This window comes from Mixta gaviniae, assembly GCF_002953195.1.
Classification (GTDB): domain Bacteria; phylum Pseudomonadota; class Gammaproteobacteria; order Enterobacterales; family Enterobacteriaceae; genus Mixta; species Mixta gaviniae.
The window spans coordinates 1,407,906-1,430,442 of the sequence record NZ_CP026377.1 but is presented as its reverse complement, the minus strand read 5'-3'; the positions used below and the strand labels follow the sequence as shown (position 1 = coordinate 1,430,442).

At 57.1% G+C, this 22,537-nt stretch carries 18 protein-coding genes and 7 tRNA genes; 19 read left to right on the top strand and 6 right to left on the bottom strand.

Translation table 11 applies throughout. The annotated features are described in order from the left end of the window. Positions 1 to 144: 144 nt before the first annotated feature. A complete protein-coding gene (kdpE, locus tag C2E15_RS06605) occupies positions 145 to 822 on the top strand; it encodes a two-component system response regulator KdpE (protein ID WP_104956661.1) in 678 nt (225 codons plus the stop codon). Between the two features lie 62 nt (positions 823 to 884). Here kdpE and pgm read toward each other — a convergent pair whose 3' ends face one another. Together pgm and seqA are read right to left on the bottom strand one after the other, a co-directional pair. After that, positions 885 to 2,525, bottom strand: a complete 1,641-nt coding sequence (gene pgm / locus C2E15_RS06600) for a phosphoglucomutase (alpha-D-glucose-1,6-bisphosphate-dependent) (RefSeq protein WP_104956660.1) — start codon at positions 2,523 to 2,525, stop codon at positions 885 to 887. A 24-nt stretch (positions 2,526 to 2,549) separates the two neighbouring features. Next, entirely contained in the window at positions 2,550 to 3,122 is a 573-nt protein-coding gene (seqA, locus tag C2E15_RS06595) for a replication initiation negative regulator SeqA (protein ID WP_104959102.1), read from the bottom strand. Positions 3,123 to 3,376: 254 nt separating this feature from the next. Here seqA and ybfF point away from each other — a divergent pair, with 254 nt between their 5' ends. The 4 genes from ybfF (at position 3,377) to fur (ending at position 6,047) form a co-directional block, all read left to right on the top strand. Further along, positions 3,377 to 4,141, top strand: coding sequence for an esterase (ybfF, locus tag C2E15_RS06590; protein ID WP_104956659.1), 765 nt, complete (start codon positions 3,377 to 3,379; stop codon positions 4,139 to 4,141). A gap of 156 nt (positions 4,142 to 4,297) precedes the next feature. Then, positions 4,298 to 4,573, top strand: coding sequence for a LexA regulated protein (ybfE, locus tag C2E15_RS06585; RefSeq protein ID WP_104959101.1), 276 nt, complete (start codon positions 4,298 to 4,300; stop codon positions 4,571 to 4,573). A 139-nt stretch (positions 4,574 to 4,712) separates the two neighbouring features. Beyond that, positions 4,713 to 5,243: a flavodoxin FldA gene (fldA, locus tag C2E15_RS06580; protein WP_104956658.1), complete on the top strand. Its 531-nt coding sequence runs from the start codon at positions 4,713 to 4,715 to the stop codon at positions 5,241 to 5,243. Between the two features lie 360 nt (positions 5,244 to 5,603). Beyond that, the gene (fur, locus tag C2E15_RS06575; RefSeq protein ID WP_038627408.1) at positions 5,604 to 6,047 is read left to right on the top strand and encodes a ferric iron uptake transcriptional regulator; all 444 of its coding nucleotides are present in this window, start codon (positions 5,604 to 5,606) and stop codon (positions 6,045 to 6,047) included. A gap of 99 nt (positions 6,048 to 6,146) precedes the next feature. Here the strand turns inward: fur and mtr are convergent, their stop codons facing one another. The 3 genes from mtr to nagE all read right to left on the bottom strand — a co-directional run bounded on the left by mtr (position 6,147) and on the right by nagE (position 11,515). Beyond that, a complete protein-coding gene (gene mtr / locus C2E15_RS06570) occupies positions 6,147 to 7,397 on the bottom strand; it encodes a tryptophan permease (protein WP_104956657.1) in 1,251 nt (416 codons plus the stop codon). Positions 7,398 to 7,656: 259 nt separating this feature from the next. Further along, on the bottom strand, positions 7,657 to 9,324 hold the full coding sequence (gene glnS / locus C2E15_RS06565) for a glutamine--tRNA ligase (RefSeq protein ID WP_104956656.1): 1,668 nt from the start codon (positions 9,322 to 9,324) through the stop codon (positions 7,657 to 7,659). Between the two features lie 157 nt (positions 9,325 to 9,481). Further along, the gene (nagE, locus tag C2E15_RS06560) at positions 9,482 to 11,515 is read right to left on the bottom strand and encodes an N-acetylglucosamine-specific PTS transporter subunit IIBC (RefSeq protein WP_174705713.1); all 2,034 of its coding nucleotides are present in this window, start codon (positions 11,513 to 11,515) and stop codon (positions 9,482 to 9,484) included. A 337-nt stretch (positions 11,516 to 11,852) separates the two neighbouring features. Between nagE and nagB the strand changes: the two genes are divergently transcribed. The 11 genes from nagB (at position 11,853) to C2E15_RS06505 (ending at position 17,931) form a co-directional block, all read left to right on the top strand. After that, positions 11,853 to 12,653, top strand: a complete 801-nt coding sequence (gene nagB / locus C2E15_RS06555) for a glucosamine-6-phosphate deaminase (RefSeq protein ID WP_104956654.1) — start codon at positions 11,853 to 11,855, stop codon at positions 12,651 to 12,653. 67 nt (positions 12,654 to 12,720) lie between these two features. Next, on the top strand, positions 12,721 to 13,869 hold the full coding sequence (gene nagA, locus C2E15_RS06550; protein WP_104956653.1) for an N-acetylglucosamine-6-phosphate deacetylase: 1,149 nt from the start codon (positions 12,721 to 12,723) through the stop codon (positions 13,867 to 13,869). 6 nt (positions 13,870 to 13,875) lie between these two features. Next, the gene (gene nagC / locus C2E15_RS06545) at positions 13,876 to 15,096 is read left to right on the top strand and encodes a DNA-binding transcriptional regulator NagC (protein ID WP_104956652.1); all 1,221 of its coding nucleotides are present in this window, start codon (positions 13,876 to 13,878) and stop codon (positions 15,094 to 15,096) included. A 291-nt stretch (positions 15,097 to 15,387) separates the two neighbouring features. Beyond that, the gene (gene asnB, locus C2E15_RS06540) at positions 15,388 to 17,055 is read left to right on the top strand and encodes an asparagine synthase B (protein ID WP_104956651.1); all 1,668 of its coding nucleotides are present in this window, start codon (positions 15,388 to 15,390) and stop codon (positions 17,053 to 17,055) included. Positions 17,056 to 17,275: 220 nt separating this feature from the next. Then, positions 17,276 to 17,352: transfer RNA gene (locus C2E15_RS06535), tRNA-Met, on the top strand. A gap of 8 nt (positions 17,353 to 17,360) precedes the next feature. Further along, positions 17,361 to 17,445 (top strand) — tRNA-Leu (locus C2E15_RS06530). 20 nt (positions 17,446 to 17,465) lie between these two features. Then, positions 17,466 to 17,540, top strand: a tRNA-Gln gene (locus C2E15_RS06525). A 36-nt stretch (positions 17,541 to 17,576) separates the two neighbouring features. Further along, positions 17,577 to 17,651, top strand: a tRNA-Gln gene (locus tag C2E15_RS06520). 21 nt (positions 17,652 to 17,672) lie between these two features. After that, positions 17,673 to 17,749 (top strand) — tRNA-Met (locus C2E15_RS06515). 6 nt (positions 17,750 to 17,755) lie between these two features. Next, positions 17,756 to 17,830 (top strand) — tRNA-Gln (locus C2E15_RS06510). 26 nt (positions 17,831 to 17,856) lie between these two features. Continuing rightward, positions 17,857 to 17,931, top strand: a tRNA-Gln gene (locus C2E15_RS06505). Between the two features lie 87 nt (positions 17,932 to 18,018). On the opposite strand, the gene ubiF is transcribed toward C2E15_RS06505, so the two are convergent. After that, the gene (ubiF, locus tag C2E15_RS06500; protein WP_104956650.1) at positions 18,019 to 19,191 is read right to left on the bottom strand and encodes a 3-demethoxyubiquinol 3-hydroxylase; all 1,173 of its coding nucleotides are present in this window, start codon (positions 19,189 to 19,191) and stop codon (positions 18,019 to 18,021) included. A 174-nt stretch (positions 19,192 to 19,365) separates the two neighbouring features. Between ubiF and miaB the strand changes: the two genes are divergently transcribed. From miaB to ybeY, 3 genes are all read left to right on the top strand, one after another. Then, positions 19,366 to 20,790 (top strand): tRNA (N6-isopentenyl adenosine(37)-C2)-methylthiotransferase MiaB, encoded by a 1,425-nt coding sequence (gene miaB / locus C2E15_RS06495; RefSeq protein WP_104956649.1) that lies wholly within the window; start codon positions 19,366 to 19,368, stop codon positions 20,788 to 20,790. 207 nt (positions 20,791 to 20,997) lie between these two features. Beyond that, the gene (locus tag C2E15_RS06490; protein ID WP_104956648.1) at positions 20,998 to 22,056 is read left to right on the top strand and encodes a PhoH family protein; all 1,059 of its coding nucleotides are present in this window, start codon (positions 20,998 to 21,000) and stop codon (positions 22,054 to 22,056) included. Then, a complete protein-coding gene (ybeY, locus tag C2E15_RS06485; RefSeq protein WP_104956647.1) occupies positions 22,053 to 22,526 on the top strand; it encodes an rRNA maturation RNase YbeY in 474 nt (157 codons plus the stop codon). Before C2E15_RS06490 ends, ybeY begins: the two co-directional genes overlap by 4 nt. Positions 22,527 to 22,537: the final 11 nt, after the last annotated feature.

Sequence of the window (22,537 nt, the reverse complement as noted above, 5' to 3'; positions counted from 1 at the left end):
AATAACGTAATTGAGTTACAAATATGTTAACGCTAAATAGCATTTATGTTTATTCAGCTCCGTACGGAATCAGACGCAAAGCGCAGCGGGTTTTGTTACAGTGCTGTTTTCGTCATATTGACGTGGCGATGGAGAGTCACTGCTTTGACCAGCGTACTGATTGTTGAAGATGAAAAAGAGATCCGCCGTTTTCTGCGCGTAGCGCTGGAAAGCGAGGCGCTGCGCGTTTACGACAGCGATACCCTGCAGCGCGGTCTGATTGAAGCTGCGACGCGCAAGCCTGACCTGGCGATCCTCGATCTCGGCCTGCCTGACGGCGACGGTCTCGACTTTATCCGCGAGCTGCGCCAGTGGAGCAATATCCCGGTCATTGTGCTTTCCGCACGCAGCGATGAGCAGGATAAGATCGCGGCGCTGGATGCCGGCGCCGATGACTTTCTCACCAAGCCGTTCGGCGTGGGGGAGCTGCTGGCGCGCGTACGGGTGGCGCTACGTCGTCAGGCCGGCCAGCAGACGCCAAATAGCGCAGTTCAGTTCGGCCAGGTACAGGTCGACCTCGCGGCGCACCATATCCTGCGCGACGGCGCAACGGTTCACCTGACGCCGACCGAGTTTCGCCTGCTGGCACTGCTGCTGAATAACCCCGGCAAGGTGCTGACCCAGCGCCAGCTGCTGAACCACGTCTGGGGACCTAACGCCGTTGAGCATAGCCACTACCTGCGTATTTATATGGGCCATCTGCGGCAAAAGCTGGAGCAGGATCCCGCCCGTCCCGCGCACCTGCTGACCGAAACCGGCATCGGCTATCGCTTTATGCCCTGAGCCGCCGCGCAGGCAATAAAAAAGGCGCTGACTGGTCAGCGCCTTTTTTTACCCTTTCAGCCTCAGGCGTTTTTCAACACCGCGCTGACGATCTCTACCGCTTCTTTCTCGATTTTTTCGCGATGTTCCGCGCCGAGGAAGCTTTCACAGTAGATTTTATAGGCGTCTTCAGTGCCTGACGGACGCGCGGCGAACCAGCCGTTATCGGTCATCACTTTCAGGCCGCCGATCGCGGCACCGTTGCCCGGCGCGCTGGTCAGGCGTGCGGTAATCGGATCGCCCGCCAGGGTGTCGGCGCTGACCATCTCTGGCGACAGTTTAGAAAGCGCCGCCTTCTGCGCGGACGTTGCGGAAGCCTGCAGACGGTTGTAGCTCGGCGCGCCGAAGCGCTGGGCCAGCTCGTCGTAGTGCTGCTGCGGGTTCTTGCCGGTGACCGCGGTGATTTCCGCCGCCAGCAGGCAAAGGATAATGCCGTCTTTATCGGTTGACCACGGCGTGCCGTCGAAGCGCAGGAAAGAGGCACCGGCGCTCTCTTCGCCGCCAAAGCCGAAGCTGCCGTCGAACAGGCCGTCAACGAACCACTTAAAGCCGACCGGCACTTCCACCAGCTTACGGCCGATGTCGTTAACCACGCGGTCGATCATTGCGCTGGAAACCAGCGTTTTGCCGACGGCGACCTCATCGCCCCACTGTGGACGATGCTGGAACAGGTAGTTGATCGCCACCGCCAGATAGTGGTTTGGATTCATCAGGCCCGCCGGCGTGACGATGCCGTGACGGTCGTAGTCAGGGTCGTTGCCGAATGCCAGATCGAACTTGTCGCGCAGCGCCAGCAGGCCCGCCATCGCGCATTCGGACGAGCAGTCCATACGCACCACGCCATCTTTATCCAGATGCATAAAGCGGAAAGTCTGGTCGATAGCGTCGTTAACGATGGTCAGATCAAGCTGATAATGTTCAGCGATGCGCTTCCAGTACTCCATGCCGGAACCGCCAAGCGGATCAACGCCGATTTTCAGGCCCGCTTTTTTGATGGCGTCCATATCCACCACCTGCGCCAGCCCTTCCACATATGGCTGGATCAGATCTTTTTCCTGGATACGGCCACTGCTCCACGCCTGATCGATCGGCAGGCGTTTCACCTCTTTCAGGTCGCCCTGGATCAGCTGGTTGGCGCGATCTTCCACCACTTTCGTGACGTTGGTGTCGGCCGGGCCGCCGTTAGGCGGATTGTATTTGATGCCGCCATCTTCCGGCGGGTTGTGGGACGGCGTGATCACGATGCCGTCAGCCTGTGCGCCGCCCGCTTTATTGTGTTCAAGGATTGCGTTGGAGATCGCCGGCGTCGGCGTGTAGCCGTTATCCTGCTGCACAATCACATCGACGCCATTGGCCGCCAGCACTTCCAGCACCGAGAGAATCGCCGGCTCTGACAGCGCATGGGTATCTTTGCCGACGTAGCACGGCCCGGTAATGCCGTTTTTCTTGCGCTCTTCCGCGATCGCCTGGGCGATCGCCAGAATGTGAGTTTCATTGAAACTGCGACGCGCGGCGCTGCCGCGATGGCCTGAGGTGCCAAATTTCACCGCGTGTTCCGCATTGCCTTTTTCTGGCTGCAGAACGTAATACTGAGATGTTAATTGTGCAACGTTAATCAAATCGCTCTGCTGGGCAGGCTGCCCGGCACGGGGGTGATTGGCCATTGGCGCTTCTCCCTGACGCTTCAGTTAAATGGTGCCGCAAACCTTATCAGTCAGTTCCTGCGGGAACTGCATTGCCAGCATGATGTGTTCCACCATGCTGCATTTGCGACCTGTGTTAGTGTTGGTGATCACCCAATACGGCGTGCCGGGCACGTGCTTCGGCTTGGTATGGGTGCCATGCTGCAACAGTGTGTGTTCGTCGCCGGCAAAGTAAACGCGGGTGCGTCCCTGCAGCGAAGCAGTGGCCTCAGCAAACGCGTCGGGATCAAGACCATAGAGCGTCGACAAAATCAGCATAAAGCGGTTCACCGCTTTTTTCTGCTCGGCGTACTCATCAGAGAGTAGCAGCTCGCGCACGGCGCGCACCCGATCGTGTGGACGGGGAGCCGGTTTGCTCGCTTCATTTTCCTGAGGAACGCTGGCAACCATTGCTGGAGCCGGGGCGGCGGTCGGAACGACAGCCGTCGCTGCCGGAGCGCGCTGACCGGCGGTAAATTTCAGCATACGCCGTAAAATATCCGAGGCGCTTTCACCGATATGCTGCGTGTGGCTGGCAATGTAGCGGTATAGCTCTTCGTCGACTTCAATCGTTTTCATCTTCATCCGTACGGTAATTGCTTGTGGCAGAAGCCGGCGCGGCGGGCGATCGCTGAAAAGCGAGGCGGCCGGTGCCGACGTTCTAACATAAGGATTATAAAGTTAAATCCTGCGGGTCGGTAGCGACGTTGGCGCTTGCAGGCAAAAGTCAGAATATGCCGCAAAGCAACCCGGCGAACAACCACTGACTGACCGGCAGGGAGAGTGAAAACCATGATAACCTAAGCTTTCCTTTCAACTGTAAGAACTTTGCCATGAATTTGAATACTCGCCTGCAAACTGAGCAGTCCGATGCGGACGCTACCCCTGTACTGTTGATTCACGGCCTGTTCGGCAGCCTGGATAATCTGGGCGTGCTGGCGCGCGGCTTAAAAGCGGATCGGCCGCTGATTCAGGTTGATGTCCGCAATCACGGGCTGTCGCCGCGTAGCGACGAGATGAGCTACCGGGCAATGGCGCAGGATATGCTGGAGACGCTCGATCGCCACGGCATCGATAAGGCGACGGTCATCGGCCACTCGATGGGCGGCAAAATCGCCATGACCATGACGGCGCTGGCGCCCGAACGCCTCGCACAGCTGGTGCTGATCGATATCGCCCCGGTCGATTATCAGACTCGCCGTCACGACACGATTTTCGCCGCCGTCAACGCGGTGACGAAGGCAGGTGTGACGCAGCGCGCCGCGGCGGCCGAGGTGATGCGCGCGTCTATCACCGAGGAAGGGGTGATTCAGTTTTTACTGAAATCGTTTCATGACGGCGAATGGCGCTTCAACGTCCCTGCCCTGTGGGATAACTACGCCAGCATCTCCGGCTGGGAAACGGTGCCGTCGTGGCCCGGCCCGGCGCTGTTTATCCGCGGCGAGCTTTCGCCCTATCTTGATGATATTCATCGCAATGCGCTGCTGGCGCAGTTTCCGCAGGCGCGCGCGCACGTCATCGCCGGTGCCGGACACTGGGTGCATGCCGAAAAGCCCGATGCGGTGTTGCGCGCGGTACGCCGCTTTTTAGCGCTGTAAAAGCAATGCGTTAACCGGCCGACAAAGATTGTCCTCCCTCTTTCCACAGGGTATGATGGCGCGCTAAAATTTTGCCGCTGCTGAAACGGCGGCAAACCGGCCCAAAACGTCACCATGCGCGGCGCGCACGCGCAGCCCATTCAGTATCACGATTCTATGGCAAAAGAACACACGGACCGGACCACGCTCGATCTGTTCGCAGATGAACGTCGCCCGGGACGCCCGAAAACCAGTCCGCTGTCGCGTGATGAACAACTCCGTATCAACAAACGCAATCAGTTGAAACGTGACAAAGTACGCGGACTGCGGCGCGTTGAACTGAAGATGAACAGCGAAGCGGTCGACGCGCTTAATGCGATGGCCGCCGAGCGCGGCGTAAGCCGCAGCGAGCTGATTGAAGAGATGATCCTCGCCCAGCTAAAGGCGCTTTAAACGGCTGGAAGAAGCGCACGAAGGAACAAATGCAGCGGCTTTACGAGTTCCGCCTCCAGACGGTCTCTGCTATTATTGCCGTAATCTGCATACCACGGGCAGTTACCATATATTTAAGTTTCAAGAGGTTATTAAACTCATGGCAATCGTAGGCATTTTCTTTGGCAGCGATACCGGCAATACAGAAAACATTGCGAAGATGATCCAGAAACAACTCGGTAGCGACGTTGCCGAAGTGCATGATATTGCCAAGAGCAGTAAAGAAGATCTGGAAGCGTTTGATATCCTGCTGTTAGGCATTCCAACCTGGTATTACGGCGAAGCGCAGTGCGACTGGGATGATTTTTTCCCGACGCTGGAAGAGATCGATTTCAACGGTAAGCTGGTGGCGCTATTTGGCTGCGGCGACCAGGAAGATTACGCCGAATATTTCTGCGATGCGATGGGCACCATTCGCGATATCATCGAGCCGAACGGCGCGGTGATCGTCGGCCACTGGCCGACCGAAGGCTACCACTTCGAAGCCTCTAAAGGCCTGGCCGATGACAAACATTTCCTTGGCCTGGCGATTGACGAAGACCGTCAGCCTGAGCTGACCAACGAACGCGTCGACAAGTGGGTGAAGCAGATTTACGAAGAGCTGCATCTGCAGGAAATCCTGGAAGCCTGATTTCACTGCTTATTGTGTGCTGTATCACATTGCGTAACAGGTTTTTCCTATAGAAATGATAGGTACGGGTTTGAAAATTTTATCAATGAGTCGGTAGAATACCCGTATCGGTCACGCGCTTTCCTGCCGTCGAGCTGTAAAGCGGCAGGATTAAGCGAAATGTAAACGCAGCATTAATGAGCATGAACAACGCCGGACGTAGCGATCTTTTCATACTTCCACTTGCGACTTCACGCATCCCCTTACGGTTTTCATTTCGAAGCATCAGTTCTATAATGAGACGCTATTAACTTAGCGTCGACCGATGTTCATGGCTGTTCAGCCACATTGTGACTAGCAAAGTAACAGGACAATATCCGCATGACTGACAATAACACCGCATTAAAGAAGGCCGGCCTGAAGGTTACGCTTCCGCGACTAAAAATCCTGGAAGTGCTTCAGGAACCTGAGTGCCATCACGTCAGTGCGGAAGATTTGTACAAACGCCTGATTGATATGGGTGAAGAAATTGGTCTCGCGACGGTCTATCGCGTGCTGAACCAGTTTGATGATGCCGGTATCGTCACGCGTCATAATTTCGAAGGCGGTAAATCCGTATTTGAACTGACCCAACAGCACCACCACGATCATCTGATCTGCCTGGATTGCGGCAAGGTCATCGAGTTCAGCGATGAATCCATTGAAGCCCGTCAGCGTGAAATCGCCACGCGTCACGGCATCAAACTGACCAACCACAGCCTCTATCTGTATGGTCACTGCGCGCTGGGCGACTGTCGCGAAGACGACTCGTTACACGATAAATAATAGATTGTGCTATGCAGTAATGAAAACCGGCGCCGATGCGCCGGTTTTTTTATGCCGGCGAGACGCCGCGCGTTGCCCTACATCACCAACGCCGCGAGATCAACGGGCGTAGACCGGCAGCAGGTCGGCGTAGCTGAGCAGCGACACGACAATGTTCAACGCGGCGAACAGCAGCACCAGTACCATCGGGAAATGCCCGCCCTTTAGCCTCCAGCCCTGCGCCGTCGGGAAACGCGCCCTGGCGCGATACGCCAGCAACGCCGGGGTGATCACCGCCCAGATAGTGGCTGCCAGCCCGGCATAACCAATCGCCAGCAGAAAACCGTTCGGCCAGATCAGCGCGGCGGCCAGCGGCACGGCAAAGGTGATCAGGGTGGTTTTCAGTCGGCCTGTGGCACTGTTATCCAGATTCAGCAGATCGGCGAGATAGTCGAACAGCCCCAGCGTAACGCCGAGGAACGAGCTGGCAACGGCGAAGGTGGAGAAAATGGTCAGTAGCGCGCTAAGCGAGGCGTTTTGCAGCAGGCCGCCCAGCGCCTCTACCAGCGCATCGATATTGCCGCCGCGCCGGGCGATAGCGATAAAGTCGGCGCGGGGAATATTGCCCATGGTACCGACAATCCATACCAGATAGATCGCCAGCGCGGCGAGGGTGCCCAGCAGCAGACAGCGCGCCACCTTTTTGCCGTCGCGCTGATAATAGCCGATCAGACCGGAAATATTACCGTGATAGCCGAAGGAGGCGAGGCAGAACGGCACCACCATCCAGAGATAGCGCAGATAGTGCGTCTCCTCTCCGCCAGCGGCGAACAGCAGTGCCGGCTTCACATGCCCGAGCAGGCCGCCGAACAGCAGAAAGAAAGTAATCACTTTCGCGCCGAGGAAGATCAGCGTGATACGGCTGACGGCGGCGGTGCCCAGCCAGACGAACAGCGCCACCAGCAGCGTAAAGCCCAGCCCGGCGATTCTGGCCGATACCGGCATGCCCAGCGTGGCGAAGGTATGCTGTAGGATCGCGCCACTGGCTGAAATATAGGCGTAGGTAAGAATGCCCAGCACGAAAGCGATCGAGGCGCCGTTAATCAGGTTCCAGCGCTTACCCAGCAGATCGCGTGTCAGGGTATCGAACCCTGAACCGGTAGGATAATGCAGGCTGGCCTCCAGAAACATCAGGCCGGAAAGCAGCATGCAGAGCCAGGTGAGCAGTAACATTGCCGCCGACCAGCTGAACCAGGCGCCGGACATCACCACCGGCAGAGAGAACATGCCGGCGCCGACCACGGTGCCGGTAATAATCAGGGTGCCCCAGAGTACAGAAGGGATTTTGCTGGCGGAAACCGCTGTTCCCATAACGCGTCCTTAGAATGATATCTGTTCATTTTATATTCAGCTGGCGTTCTGTCTGGCAGAACGCGCACGCAGGCAGACATTCTACCTCATCGTGAACTCATGAACTAGTACATAATAGAAAAGCGTGCGCGGCTACTGCTGGATGGCGAAACGGGCAGGAAAAGCGCGGAGGCGTCGCGGCAAGCGCCCTGCCCGTCCGACGGGGCGACAGGCATAAAAAAGGCGGCTCGCTGAGCCGCCTCGCTGAGACAATAAGGGCTTACTCGCCGCTTTTCGCCCAGGTGTCGCGCAGACCGACGGTCCGGTTAAAGACCAGTTTCTGCGGGCTGGAGTAGACGCTGTCGGCGCAGAAATAGCCTTCACGCTCGAACTGGTAAGGCGACGTCGCCTCCGCCTGCTTCAGGCCTGGCTCAACAAAGCCCTGCCTGATCACCAGAGATTCCGGGTTAATGGTGGCGAGGAAATCCTCCGCCGCGCCCGGGTTCGGCACGCTGAACAGACGATCGTAAAGACGGAATTCAGCCGGTACCGCGTGATCGGCGGATACCCAGTGGATCACACCTTTTACTTTACGTCCGTCCGCCGGGTCTTTGCTCAGCGTATCTACGTCGCAGGTACAGAAGATGCAGGTAATGTTACCCGCTTCATCTTTCGCGACGCGCTCGGCGCGGATCACGTAAGCGTTGCGCAGGCGCACTTCTTTGCCCAGTACCAGACGCTTGTACTGCTTGTTGGCTTCTTCGCGGAAGTCGGCGCGATCGATCCAGATTTCGCGGCTGAACGGCACGGTGCGCTGGCCCATTTCCGGCTTGTTGGGATGATTAGGCATCTCAATCATCTCTTCATGTCCGGCCGGCAGGTTCTCAATCACCACCTTCAGCGGATCGAGTACCGCCATCGCGCGCGGTGCGTTTTCGTTCAGGTCGTCGCGAATACAGGATTCCAGCGATGCCATTTCGACGATGTTATCCTGTTTGGTCACGCCGATACGGCGGCAGAACTCGCGGATAGAGGCGGCGGTATAGCCACGACGGCGCAGACCGGAAACGGTCAGCATGCGCGGATCGTCCCAGCCTTCCACCACTTTTTCGGTCACCAGCAGGTTCAGCTTGCGCTTCGACATGATGGCGTATTCGAGGTTAAGGCGCGAAAACTCATACTGACGCGGATGCGTCGGAATGGTGATGTTATCCAGTACCCAGTCATACAGACGACGGTTGTCCTGAAACTCCAGCGTACAGAGCGAATGGGTGATCCCTTCCAGCGCATCGGAGATGCAGTGGGTGAAATCGTACATCGGGTAGATGCACCATTTGTTGCCGGTCTGATGATGCTCGGCGAATTTCACGCGATACAGCACCGGATCGCGCATCACGATAAAGTTGGAAGCCATATCGATTTTGGCGCGCAGGCAGGCTGCGCCTTCGGCGAACTCGCCGTTGCGCATTTTTTCAAACAGCGCGAGGTTCTCTTCCACGCTGCGATCGCGGTACGGGCTGTTTTTACCCGGTGATGTCAGGGTGCCGCGATATTCACGGATCTGCTCCGGCGACAGCTCGTCGACATAGGCCAGACCTTTATTGATCAGCTCAATAGCGTACTGATAAAGCTGGTCAAAATAATTAGAGGAGTAACAGACCTCGCCGCTCCACTGGAAGCCCAGCCACTGCACATCACGCTTAATGGACTCGACAAACTCGATATCCTCTTTCGCCGGGTTAGTATCGTCAAAGCGCAGGTTGCACTGCCCCTGATAATCCTGAGCGATGCCGAAGTTCAGGCAGATCGACTTGGCGTGACCAATATGCAGGTAGCCGTTCGGCTCCGGTGGAAAACGGGTATGCACACTGCTGTGCTTGCCGCTCGCCAGATCTTCGTCGATGATCTGACGAATAAAGTTCGTTGGGCGGGCTTCAGCCTCACTCATCACTGTATCCTCAACACAAAATGTCTGGTTGGTTTAACCACGAAATAACGGATTATGATCCACAAAGCGCGCAAGGGAAACAACCGTTTGTTGGCGCCAGGCAAGAAAAAAGGCAGGAATCGCTTCCTGCCTGGAGAGGTTTAACGCAAAGGGGGCGTTATTTGCGGATGTCGTACAGTTTGCTTTCGCCGGCGACCACCTTTCCTGTCGCCAGAGAAGCCACGCCGGCAAAGTCATCGATATTGCTGACCACCACCGGGCTGATCATCGAGCGGGCGTTAGCGTTAAGGAAAGCGAGATCCATTTCCAGTACCGGCTGGCCGGCGCTGACCGTCGCGCCCTCTTCCGCCAGACGCTTAAAGCCCTGGCCCGCCAGCGCCACGGTATCCAGCCCCATATGCACCACAATCTCCACGCCGTCCGCCGTTTCCAGGCAGAACGCGTGATTGGTATTGAAAATTTTCACCAGCGTGCCGGCGGTCGGCGCCACCACGATATTGCCGTCAGGCTTGATCGCCAGACCGTCGCCTACCGCTTTACTGGCGAAAGCCTCATCCGGTACCGCATCCAGCGCCACAATCTCGCCGCTCACCGGCGCCAGCAGCGTCGCGAAAACGTGCGATGCGGTCGCTGAAGGCGCAGCGGTGGTCGGGGTTTGGACAGCCTCAGCAGCCGGGGCGGCGGCGGTTGAGGCCGCTACCGGCCCTTTCGCCAACACCTTTTTCATTGCCGAGGCGATCGATTCCGCCTGGGTGCCGACGATAATCTGCACGCTCTGTTTATTCAGGCGGATCACGCCGGACGCGCCCAGACGTTTGGCCAGCCCTTCATTCAGCGCCGCGCTCTCTTTTACATTCAGCCGCAGGCGGGTAATGCAGGCATCGATATTCGTCAGGTTATCGGAGCCGCCTACCGCGCTGATATAGCGGCGCGCCAGCGATTCGGTTTCCGTTTCGCCGTTTGCGCCGCGTTCTACATTGACATCGTAGCCGTCACTCTCGTCGCCGGAGACCGCCAGCTCGCGCCCCGGCGTCATCAGGTTGAACTTTTTAATGGTGAAACGGAACACCAGATAGTAGATAACGAAGAACACCAGACCCTGCGGGATCAGCATGTACCAGTGCGTCGCCAGCGGGTTACGCGACTGCAGCGCCATATCCACCAGGCCGGCGCTAAAGCCGAAACCGGAGATCCAGTGCATGCTGGCGGCGATAAATACCGAGATGCCGGTCAGCGCCGCATGAATGACATACAGTACCGGCGCCACGAACATAAAGGAGAACTCCAGCGGCTCGGTGATACCGGTAAAGAAGGCCGCAAACGCCGCCGCGATCATAATGCCGCCGACTTTGGCGCGGTTTTCCGGGCGGGCGCACTGGTAAATCGCCAGCGCCGCCCCAGGCAGACCAAACATCATAATCGGGAAGAAGCCGGCCTGATACTGTCCGGTGACGCCGACAATCCCTTTCCCGCTGGCGATGGACTGCGCGCCGCCGAGGAAGTTCGGGATATCGTTAATGCCCGCCACGTCAAACCAGAAGACCGAGTTCAGCGCATGGTGCAGGCCAACCGGGATCAGCAAGCGGTTAAAGAAGGCGTAAACGCCGGCGCCGGCCGAGCCGAGCGTCTGAATACGCTCACCGAAATTGACCAGCGCATCGAAAATCACCGGCCAGACATACATCAGAATGAAGGAAACCAGAATCATCAGGAAGGAGACCAGAATCGGCACCAGCCTGCGTCCGCTAAAGAACGACAGCGCTTTCGGCAGCTCTACGTGGCTGAAGCGGTTATACACCTCTGCGGAGAGGATACCGACCAGAATGCCGACAAACTGGTTGTCGATTTTGCCGAAAGCGGCCGGCACCTGATCCAGCGGCATATGCTGGATCATCGCTACCGCTGCCGGCGAGCAGAGGTTAGTGACGACCATAAAGCCGACGAAACCGGAAAGCGCCGCGGCGCCGTCTTTATCTTTTGACATGCCATAGGCGATGCCGATGGCGAACAGCGCCGGCATATGTTCGATAATCGCGCCGCCCGATTTAATCAGCAGCGCCGCCAGCGCATTGCCCGCGCCCCAGCTGTCGGGATCGAGCCAGTAGCCGATGCCCATTAATATCGCGGCGGCCGGCAGCGTAGCCACCGGCACCATCAGCGCCCGCCCTACCTTCTGCAAATAACTGAGAATATTCACTATTTCCCCCTGTGAGAACTAAAAAGGCGTCTGAAGCTGTTACTGTTATTATCACATTCCTCAGATAACCTGACGAAATTTCCTGCTTAACCTGCAGTGTAAAAATAATTTAATTCGCTACGCAAATTAAACGCGCTCTGTCTGTGACTTTTATCACCATAATCTTATTTGCACTTGCCGTACCGCTGGCTATCTCTGCCGACTTATTTTATGATCTAAAATATCAGGACGGCACTCTCCTTTGCTGTCAGGGCAGCCACGCCACCCTACGCTTAGGTTTGTTGTCTGACCGTCCATCACCGGTTTGAAAACTGCTTAAACGAGGAAAACGATGAGACTGATCCCTCTGGCTAATGCCGCTCAGGTCGGCAAATGGGCCGCACGCCATATTGTAAACCGCATCAACGCCTTTAAACCAACGGCGGAACGCCCTTTCGTCCTGGGCTTGCCCACCGGCGGCACGCCGCTGGAAGCATACAAGCATTTAATCGAAATGCATAAAGCGGGCCAGGTTAGCTTCCAACACGTTGTCACCTTCAATATGGATGAATATGTCGGCCTGCCGAAAGAGCATCCGGAAAGCTACCACAGTTTTATGTATCGTAATTTTTTCGATCACGTTGATATTCCACGCGAAAACATTAATCTTCTTAATGGAAATGCTGAGGATATTGACGCAGAATGTCGCCAGTACGAAGAGAAGATCCGCGCTTATGGAAAAATTCATCTCTTTATGGGCGGCGTCGGCAACGACGGTCATATCGCCTTTAACGAACCGGCTTCTTCGCTGGCCTCCCGCACCCGCATTAAAACGCTGACCCACGACACGCGCGTGGCGAACTCGCGCTTCTTTGACGGCGACGTGAATCAGGTGCCGAAATATGCGTTGACGGTGGGCGTCGGTACGCTGCTGGACGCGGAAGAGGTGATGATTCTGGTGACCGGCCATGTGAAGGCGCAGGCACTGCAGGCCGCAGTGGAAGGCAACGTTAACCACATGTGGACCATCAGCTGTCTGCAGCTGCACCCGAAAGCCGTAGTGGTGTGCGATGAGCCTTCCACTATGGAACTGAAGGTGAAAACGGTAAAATATTTCCGCGAAATGGAAGCGGAAAATATGCAGGGTTTATAAACACGCGCTTTAACGATCTGTCTGGCCAGACGGCCGGGCAGATGCCGCCTTAGTCGGGGAGAATATTATGTACGCTTTAGTAAATGGCCGTCTGTTTACCGGCCATGAGATTCTGGATGATCACGCCGTCGTGATTAAAGACGGCCTGATTGAACGCGTCTGCCACCGTAGCGAACTGCCCGCGGAATGCGAGCAGCGCGATGCAGGCGGCGCGCTGGTCTCCCCCGGTTTCATCGATGTTCAGCTGAACGGCTGCGGCGGCGTGCAGTTTAACGACACGCTTGAGGCCCTGAGCCTTGAAACGCTCGCCATCATGCAGAAAGCCAATGAGAAATCGGGCTGCACCAGCTTTCTGCCGACCCTGATCACCAGCTCCGACGAACTGATGATCCGCGCGGTAGAAGTGATGCGCAGCTGGCTGTCGCATCATCAACATCAGGCGCTGGGCCTGCACCTGGAAGGCCCGTGGCTGAACGTGGCGAAAAAAGGCACGCACCGCGCGGAGCTGATCCGCAAGCCGGAGCCGGCGCTGGTGAACTATCTGTGCGACAACGCGGATGTGATCACCAAAGTGACGCTGGCACCGGAAATGGCCGGCCCGGAGGTGATCCGCCAGCTGCGCGACGCCGGCATTATCGTCTCCGCCGGCCACTCTCACGCCACCTATGATGAAGCGCGCCGCGGTTTCGCCGCCGGCATCAGCTTCGCCACCCATCTCTATAACGCCATGCCGACGCTGACCGGACGCGAACCGGGCCTGATCGGCGCGCTGTTTGATTCGCCCGATGTCTACTGCGGCATTATCCCGGATGGCCTGCATGTGCATTACGCCAACGTGCGTAACGCCAAACGCATCAAGGGCGATAAGCTGGTGCTGGTGACCGATGCGACCGCCCCGGCGGGCGCGGCGATTGATCGGTTCATTTTTGCTGGCAAAACAATATACTATCGGGACGGGCTGTGCGTTGACGAAAATGGAACGCTGAGCGGATCGGCGCTGACTATGATTGAAGCGGTGCGTAACTGCGTTGAACATGTCGGCATTTCTCTGGATGAGACGCTGAGAATGGCAACGCTCTATCCAGCCCGCGCGATGGGCGTGGATAAGCAGTTAGGATCGCTTGAAGCTGGAAAAGTAGCGAACCTGACGCTGTTTACGCGCGATTTTCACATTATTAAGACTATCGTTAACGGTAACGACGTCTTCAGCGAGTAATCATTGATGACCACTGGCGGCCAGGCACAAATAGGAAATGTCGATCTCGTAAAGCAATTAAACAGCGCAGCGGTTTACCGCCTTATCGACCAGCAGGGTCCGATATCGCGCATTCAGATTGCAGAACAGAGCCAGCTTGCGCCCGCCAGCGTGACCAAAATTACCCGCCAGTTGATTGAGCGCGGCCTGATCAAAGAGGTGGACCAGCAGGCGTCCACCGGCGGCCGCCGCGCCATCTCCATCACTACAGAAACCCGCGGCTTTCATACTATCGGCGTGCGTCTTGGGCGCAATGACGCCACAGTAACGCTGTATGACTTAAGCGGCAAAGCGCTGGCGGAGGAGCATTATCCACTGCCGGAACGCACCCAGGAGACGCTGGAGCATGCGCTGTTCAATGCTATCGCCCACTTCAGCGCCGCCCACCAGCGCAAGATGCGCGAATTGATCGCCATCGCCGTTATCCTGCCCGGCCTGGTCGATCCGGATAATGGCATTATCCGCTATATGCCGCATATCACGGTCAATAACTGGCCGCTGGTTGCCAGTTTGCGTCAGCGTTTTAAGGTGACCAGCTTTGTCGGTCACGATATCCGCAGCCTGGCGCTGGCGGAACACTATTTTGGTGCAAGCCGCGACTGCGCGGATTCTATTCTGGTGCGCTTACATCGCGGCACCGGCGCCGGCATCATCGCGAACGGTCAAATCTTCCTGGGCAGTAACGGTAACGTCGGCGAGCTGGGCCACATTCAGGTCGACCCGCTGGGCGAGCGCTGTCACTGCGGCAATTTCGGCTGTCTGGAGACCATCGCCGCCAATAGCGCGATCGAAAACCGGGTGCGTCACCTGTTGCAGCAGGGCTACCCCAGCGCGCTTACGCTGGATGACTGTACGATTCAGGCCATCAGCAAAGCGGCGAATCGCGGCGATGCGCTGGCGACGGAGATGATCGAACATGCCGGGCGCTATCTCGGCAAAGCGATCGCCATCGCTATCAACCTGTTTAATCCGCAGAAAATAGTGCTGGCCGGCGAGATCACCGAAGCGGAAAAAGTGCTGTTCCCCGCCATAGAGAGCTGTATCAACGCTCAGGCGCTGAAGGCGTTTCGCAAAAATCTGCCGGTGGTACGCTCCGAACTGAACCACCGCTCGGCGATCGGCGCCTTTGCGCTGGCGAAGCGCGCCATTTTAAACGGCACCTTACTGCAGCGCCTGCTTGAAGAGTGAATGCGTAAACCAGCCCCGAGCGGCTGGTTTTTTTTCGCCTGCCGGCCGCGACGGTTAATTTTTGAGCCACCCCCTCTCTTTTTTGCCGATCCGTCAATTTTTTGCGCTTTTTATTAGATGACATTCAACATTCATCCCAACGCAACAATCTTTTTATCAGTAAAATGGGAAAACACTTGCGTTGTGTGCAGCAAATAGCGCATTTTCTTATACATCACGCAACGACAGGCGTTGCTTACCCCACATTATGCAATGACAACATCGCCGTGAAGGTGAGATCAGGAGTAGGTTATGTGTTCAATCTTTGGTGTACTCGATCTGAAAAGCGACCCTTCAGAGCTGCGTAAAAAAGCGCTGGAGCTGTCACGTTTAATGCGTCATCGCGGCCCGGACTGGTCTGGCGTCTACGCGGACGACCACGCCATCCTGGCGCATGAACGTCTTTCTATCGTCGACGTCAACAACGGCGCGCAGCCTCTCTACAACGCCGCACATACCCACGTTCTGGCCGTTAACGGTGAGATTTACAACCATCAGGCGCTGCGTGCCGAACTGAGCGACCGCTACGATTTCCAGACCGGCTCCGACTGTGAAGTGATCCTCGCGCTCTATCAGGAAAAAGGTGTGGACTTCCTGGATGACTTACAGGGGATGTTCGCCTTCATTCTGTATGACAGCGAAAAGAAAACCTGGCTTATCGGCCGCGACCATATCGGCATTATCCCGCTCTATATGGGCAACGATGAGCATGGCAACCTGTTTGTCGCTTCTGAAATGAAGGCGCTGGTGCCGGTGTGCCGCTCGATTAAAGAATTTCCACCGGGAAGCTATCTCTCCAGCACCGATGGCGAAATTCGCCGCTACTACCAGCGTGACTGGATGGAATATGACAGCGTCGCTGACAAAGTGACTGACGCCGCCGCACTGAAAAACGCGCTGGAAGAGGCGGTGAAAAGCCACCTGATGTCTGACGTGCCGTACGGCGTGCTGCTCTCCGGCGGGCTCGATTCCTCCATCATCTCCGCGGTGACCAAACGTTTTGCGGCGAAGCGCGTGGAAGATCAGGATCAGAGCGACGCCTGGTGGCCACAGCTGCACTCGTTCGCCGTCGGCCTTGAAGGCTCACCCGATCTGAAAGCGGCGAAATCTGTCGCCGACCATCTCGGCACGGTGCATCACGAAATTCACTTCACCGTGCAGGAAGGGCTGGATGCGATCCGGGATGTGATCTATCACATCGAAACCTATGACGTCACCACCATCCGCGCCTCGACGCCGATGTACCTGATGTCGCGCAAAATCAAGGCGATGGGCATCAAGATGGTGCTGTCCGGCGAAGGCGCCGATGAGGTGTTCGGCGGCTACCTCTACTTCCATAAGGCGCCGAACGCCAAAGAGTTTCACGAAGAGAACGTGCGTAAGCTGCTGGCGCTGCATATGTATGACTGCGCGCGCGCCAACAAAGCGATGTCCGCCTGGGGCGTGGAAGCGCGTGTCCCCTTCCTGGATAAGAAGTTCCTTGATGTGGCGATGAGTATCAACCCGCAGGATAAGATGTGCGGCAGCAACGGCAAGATGGAAAAACATATCCTGCGCGAATGCTTCTCCTCTTATCTGCCGGAAAGCGTGGCGTGGCGTCAGAAAGAGCAGTTCTCCGACGGCGTTGGCTACAGCTGGATCGATACGCTGAAAGAAGTGGCGCAGCAGCAGGTCAGCGATCAACAGCTGCAGACCGCGCACTACCGTTTCCCGTATAACACGCCGGCATCGAAAGAGGCTTACCTCTATCGCGAGATTTTCGAAGAGCTGTTCCCGCTGCCGAGCGCGGCGGAATGTGTGCCAGGCGGCCCGTCCGTGGCCTGCTCCTCGGCGAAAGCGATCGAGTGGGACGAAGCGTTCAAAAACATGGACGATCCGTCAGGTCGCGCGGTAGGCGTTCACCAGTCCGCCTATAAATAATTAACGCTTAAGCTGTTGTAAAGGCGGGCCTCTACGGCCCGTTTTTTATTGCATCTGCTGAAGTTACGATCAAGAATTGTCGTTTTTATCGTCATGCTGGTTACAAGCCAGTCAAACGACGCGCGAAAGGCAAAAAACGGCAAAAAACTTGTTGACGCTGTTGAGCGCAATACGCATAATGCGCCCCGCAACGCCGATGAAGGTAACGCGAAAAAAAGATGGCTACGTAGCTCAGCTGGTTAGAGCACAGCACTCATAATGCTGGGGTCACAGGTTCGATTCCCGTCGTAGCCACCATCTTTTTTGCGGGAGTGGCGAAATTGGTAGACGCACCAGATTTAGGTTCTGGCGCCGCAAGGTGTGCGAGTTCAAGTCTCGCCTCCCGCACCATTTCAGTCATCGGCAGCGGATGGGGTATCGCCAAGCGGTAAGGCACCGGTTTTTGATACCGGCATTCCCTGGTTCGAATCCAGGTACCCCAGCCATAAATTCTGATGTAACACAGATACGTGTTCGGATATTGGGATATCGCCAAGCGGTAAGGCACCGGTTTTTGATACCGGCATTCCCTGGTTCGAATCCAGGTATCCCAGCCACATCAGAAAGCAGTAAAATTTGGCTACGTAGCTCAGCTGGTTAGAGCACATCACTCATAATGATGGGGTCACAGGTTCAAATCCCGTCGTAGCCACCATTTTATTGGGGTATCGCCAAGCGGTAAGGCACCGGATTCTGATTCCGGCATTCCGAGGTTCGAATCCTCGTACCCCAGCCAATTACAAACTGTTTATCCCAATTTATTGGGGTGTCGCCAAGCGGTAAGGCACCGGATTCTGATTCCGGCATTCCGGGGTTCGAATCCCTGCACCCCAGCCAAACAGTGTAAAAAAGCCCGCTTCTGCGGGCTTTTTTGCGTCTGCACGTCATGAAAAAAAACGGGCAGGTTTCCCCGCCCGCGCTCTTCTACAGCCCCAGCGCGTAACGCAGCGCCTGACGTTTCAGCAGGCCGCCGCGCTCGGCCGCCATCAGCCCAACATTGCGCAGCAGACGCAGCGGCGGCAGACGATTGCTGAAGGCGAAATAGAACAGATCCATCCCGCTCTGCATCAGCAAATTATCCCGGTGCCGCTGACGCTGATAGCGCTGCAGTACGCGCTCTGAGGACCACTCTTCCGCCCGATCGCGCGCCGCAGTCAGCACATCGATCAGCGCATCGACATCGCGATAGCCGAGGTTGACGCCCTGCCCCGCCAGCGGATTAATGGTATGCGCCGCGTCGCCGACCAGCGCCAGACCCGGCAGCACATAGTGGTTGGCGTGGCGGCGCACCAGTGGGAACGAGGCCGCCTGCTGAACGCGAAACCGGCCCAGACGCGCCGGGAAGCAGCGCGCCACCTCTTTTTGCAGCTGTTCCGACGGCAGCGCCTGCAGCTGACGAATGCGGGACGGCGTGTCATACCAGACCAGCGACGCCCAGCGGCCGTAGAGCGGCAGCAGCGCATGCGGGCCATCGGGCGTGAAGTGCTGCCAGGTGGTCTCTCCCGCCGCATGCTCCAGCTCGACGCTGATCAGCATGCAGGACTGGCTGTAGTTCCAGCCCTGAATGCCGATGCCGGTCAGCTGGCGCACCTGCGAATTTGCGCCGTCGGCGCCGACCACCAGCCGCGCCGATAGCTGCCGCCCATCCTCCAGCTCGACCCGCCAGCCGCCGCTATGCTGCTCCAGCGCGCGCAGTTTCGCCGGGGCGTAAAGCGTTACCGGCTGCTGCTGCAGTCGCTGCCACAGCGCCAGCTGCAGCACGCTGTTTTCCACCATATAGCCCAGCTCCGGCAATCCCAGACTGGCGGCGTCAAACTGTACGCGCGCCGTCTGCCACTCCCAGGTCTCCAGCTTACGGTAAGGGGCGCAGCGCATCCGCTCCACGCCGGCCCAGACATCCAGCGACTTCAACAACGCCACCGAAGCGCAGCCGATAGCGGAGATGCGGATATCAGGCGGCGCGTCCGGATTGAATTCAGGCGGCGTATCACGCTCCAGCACCGCCACCTGAAACCCCTGCTGCGCCAGCCCGCTGGCCAGCGCCGCGCCCACCATGCCGCCGCCCACGACGACGATATCGAAATGCGTTTGATGCATAAATGTATCCTTCTGTGCCCTGCCGTCTCGCTGCGGCAGGTCAGCGAACCTGTCAGATAAAGTGTACCGGAAATCGGGCGAAAAACAGAAAAGCCTCGAGACTGGTCACAACAGCAGCAAAGCATTACAATACGCGCCCTGCAATCCTTCCCGCACTGATAAATGGCACGTTAGATGAGTAAAAAACTGCATATCAAAACCTGGGGCTGTCAGATGAACGAATACGATTCATCGAAAATGGCCGACCTGCTGGATAGTACGCACGGCTACACCCTCACGGACGTGGCGGAAGAGGCTGATATTCTGCTGCTTAATACCTGTTCCATCCGCGAAAAAGCGCAGGAGAAGGTCTTTCATCAGCTGGGCCGCTGGAAGACGCTGAAAGAGCGCAACCCGGAATTAATTATCGGCGTAGGTGGCTGCGTCGCCTCGCAGGAAGGTGACCATATTCGTCAGCGCGCCAGCTATGTCGATATCGTGTTCGGCCCGCAAACCCTCCATCGCCTGCCGGAGATGATCAATACCGTACGTGGCACCAAAAGCCCGGTGGTGGATATCAGCTTCCCGGAAATTGAAAAATTTGACCGCCTGCCGGAGCCGCGTGCGGAAGGCCCGACGGCGTTTGTCTCCATCATGGAAGGCTGCAACAAATACTGCACCTTCTGCGTGGTGCCCTATACGCGTGGCGAAGAGGTTAGCCGTCCCTGCGACGACATCCTGCTGGAGATCGCTCAGCTGGCGGCGCAGGGCGTACGTGAAGTCAACCTGTTGGGCCAGAACGTGAACGCCTATCGCGGCGAAACCTATGACGGCAACATCTGCACCTTTGCGGAGCTGCTGCGCCTGGTCGCCGCTATCGACGGCATCGACCGCATTCGCTTCACCACCAGCCATCCGATCGAATTCACCGATGACATTATCGACGTCTATCGCGATACGCCGGAGCTGGTCAGCTTCCTGCATCTGCCGGTACAGAGCGGCGCCGACCGCATTCTGACGCTGATGAAGCGCGCCCATACCGCGCTGGAATACAAAGCGATCATTCGTAAGCTGAAAGAGGCGCGTCCGAATATTCAGATAAGCTCTGACTTTATCATCGGCTTCCCGGGCGAAACCCAGGACGACTTTGAAAAGACCATGAAGCTTATCGCCGACGTGAACTTCGATATGAGCTTTAGCTTTATCTACTCCGCGCGTCCCGGCACGCCGGCGGCCGATCTGCCGGACGACGTCAGCGAAGAAGAGAAAAAGCAGCGTCTCTATATTCTGCAGGATCGCATCAATCAGCAGGCGATGGCATGGAGTCGCCGTATGCTCGGCACCGTGCAGCGCATTCTGGTGGAAGGCCCGTCGCGTAAGAGCGTGATGGAGCTGTCAGGCCGTACCGAAAATAACCGCGTGGTGAATTTCGAAGGCACCCCGGAGATGATCGGTAAGTTTGTCGATGTCGAGATTGTCGACGTCTACACCAACTCGCTGCGCGGCGTGGTGGTGCGCACCGAAGATCAGATGGGTCTGCGCGTGGTGGAAAGCCCGGAATCGGTGATTGCGCGCACGCGCAAAGAGAACGAAATCGGCGTTGGCCTCTGGCAGCCCTGATGCCGTTATTGCCTGCGGCGGGCGCCTCTGCCCGCCGCACAATTTCACTTCATTACCCTTGCTTTCTGAAAGCCGCGCCCAAATATCCGCTTTATGGCTTGCGCCTTTCTGTCATGACATAAATACTTCAGCTATGGCTTGCCTGTCTGTCAGGCGTAAGTACCCTGTTATTTCTCAACCTGGCCCTGAGCGACCCAAAGGATTAGTTTGAATATCGAAACTCGCGAAATAGTGTTAGAACCGGCGGATAACCACCGCCTGCTAAGCCTGTGCGGCCCGTTTGACGATAACGTTAAGCAGCTGGAGCGCCGGCTAGGCATCGAAATCAGCCGCCGCGACAACAGCTTTAAGCTGGTCGGCCGCGCCATCTGCGTCAACGCCGCGGTGGATATCCTGCGCAACCTCTACGTGGATACTGCGCCGGTACGCGGCGTTATCCCTGATATCGAGCCGGAACAGATTCATCTGGCGATCAAAGAGAGCCGCGTGCTGGAGCAGACGGCGGAAAGCGTGCCGGAATATGGCAAAGCGGTAAACATCAAGACGAAACGCGGCGTCATCAAACCGCGCACGCCAAATCAGGCGCAGTATATTGCCCATATTCTCGATCATGACATCACCTTCGGCGTCGGCCCGGCCGGTACCGGTAAAACCTATCTGGCGGTCGCCGCGGCGGTAGATGCGCTGGAGCGTCAGGAGATACGCCGTATCCTGCTGACGCGTCCGGCGGTCGAAGCAGGCGAAAAGCTGGGCTTCCTGCCGGGCGATTTAAGCCAGAAGGTCGATCCTTACCTGCGTCCGCTGTATGACGCGCTGTTTGAGATGCTGGGCTTTGAGCGCGTTGAGAAACTGATGGAGCGCAACGTCATCGAAGTGGCGCCGTTGGCTTATATGCGCGGCCGCACCCTGAATGACGCGTTTATCATTCTCGATGAGAGTCAGAACACCACCATCGAACAGATGAAAATGTTCCTGACGCGCATCGGTTTTAACTCTAAAGCGGTGATCACCGGCGATATCACGCAGATCGACCTGCCGCGCAACGCCAAATCGGGCCTGCGCCACGCTATCGAAGTGTTGTCGGACGTCGAAGAGATCAGCTTTAACTTCTTCCATAGCGAAGACGTGGTGCGCCACCCGGTGGTCGCCCGTATCGTTACCGCCTATGAGGCGTGGGAAGAAGCGGACCAAAAACGCCGCGATAAGCAGGCGGAAGAGCGCAAGCGCGAAGCGCTGGCGATGCAGGCGGCACAGGAACAGAAATGAGTCAGGTTATTCTCGATTTACAGCTTGCCTGCGAGCAGGCTGAAGGGCTTCCCGGCGAAGCGGATTTTCGTCGCTGGCTGGAGGCGGTGCTGCCGCAGTTTCAGCCAGAAAGCGAAGTCACTATCCGCATCGTCGACGAAGCGGAAAGCAATGAGCTTAACCTCACCTATCGCGGGAAAGATAAGCCGACCAATGTGCTTTCCTTCCCGTTTGAAGCTCCGCCCGGCATAGAGCTGCCGCTGCTGGGCGATCTGGTGATTTGCCGCCAGGTGGTCGAGCAGGAAGCGCAGGAGCAGGAGAAGGCGCCGCAGGCGCACTGGGCGCATATGGTTATCCATGGCAGCCTGCATTTGCTGGGTTATGACCATATTGAAGATGATGAAGCCGAAGAGATGGAATCGCTGGAGACTGAGATAATGCTTGCTCTTGGTTATCCCGATCCGTACATTTCGGAGAAAGAGGCGCCGTAACCGACGCCTGT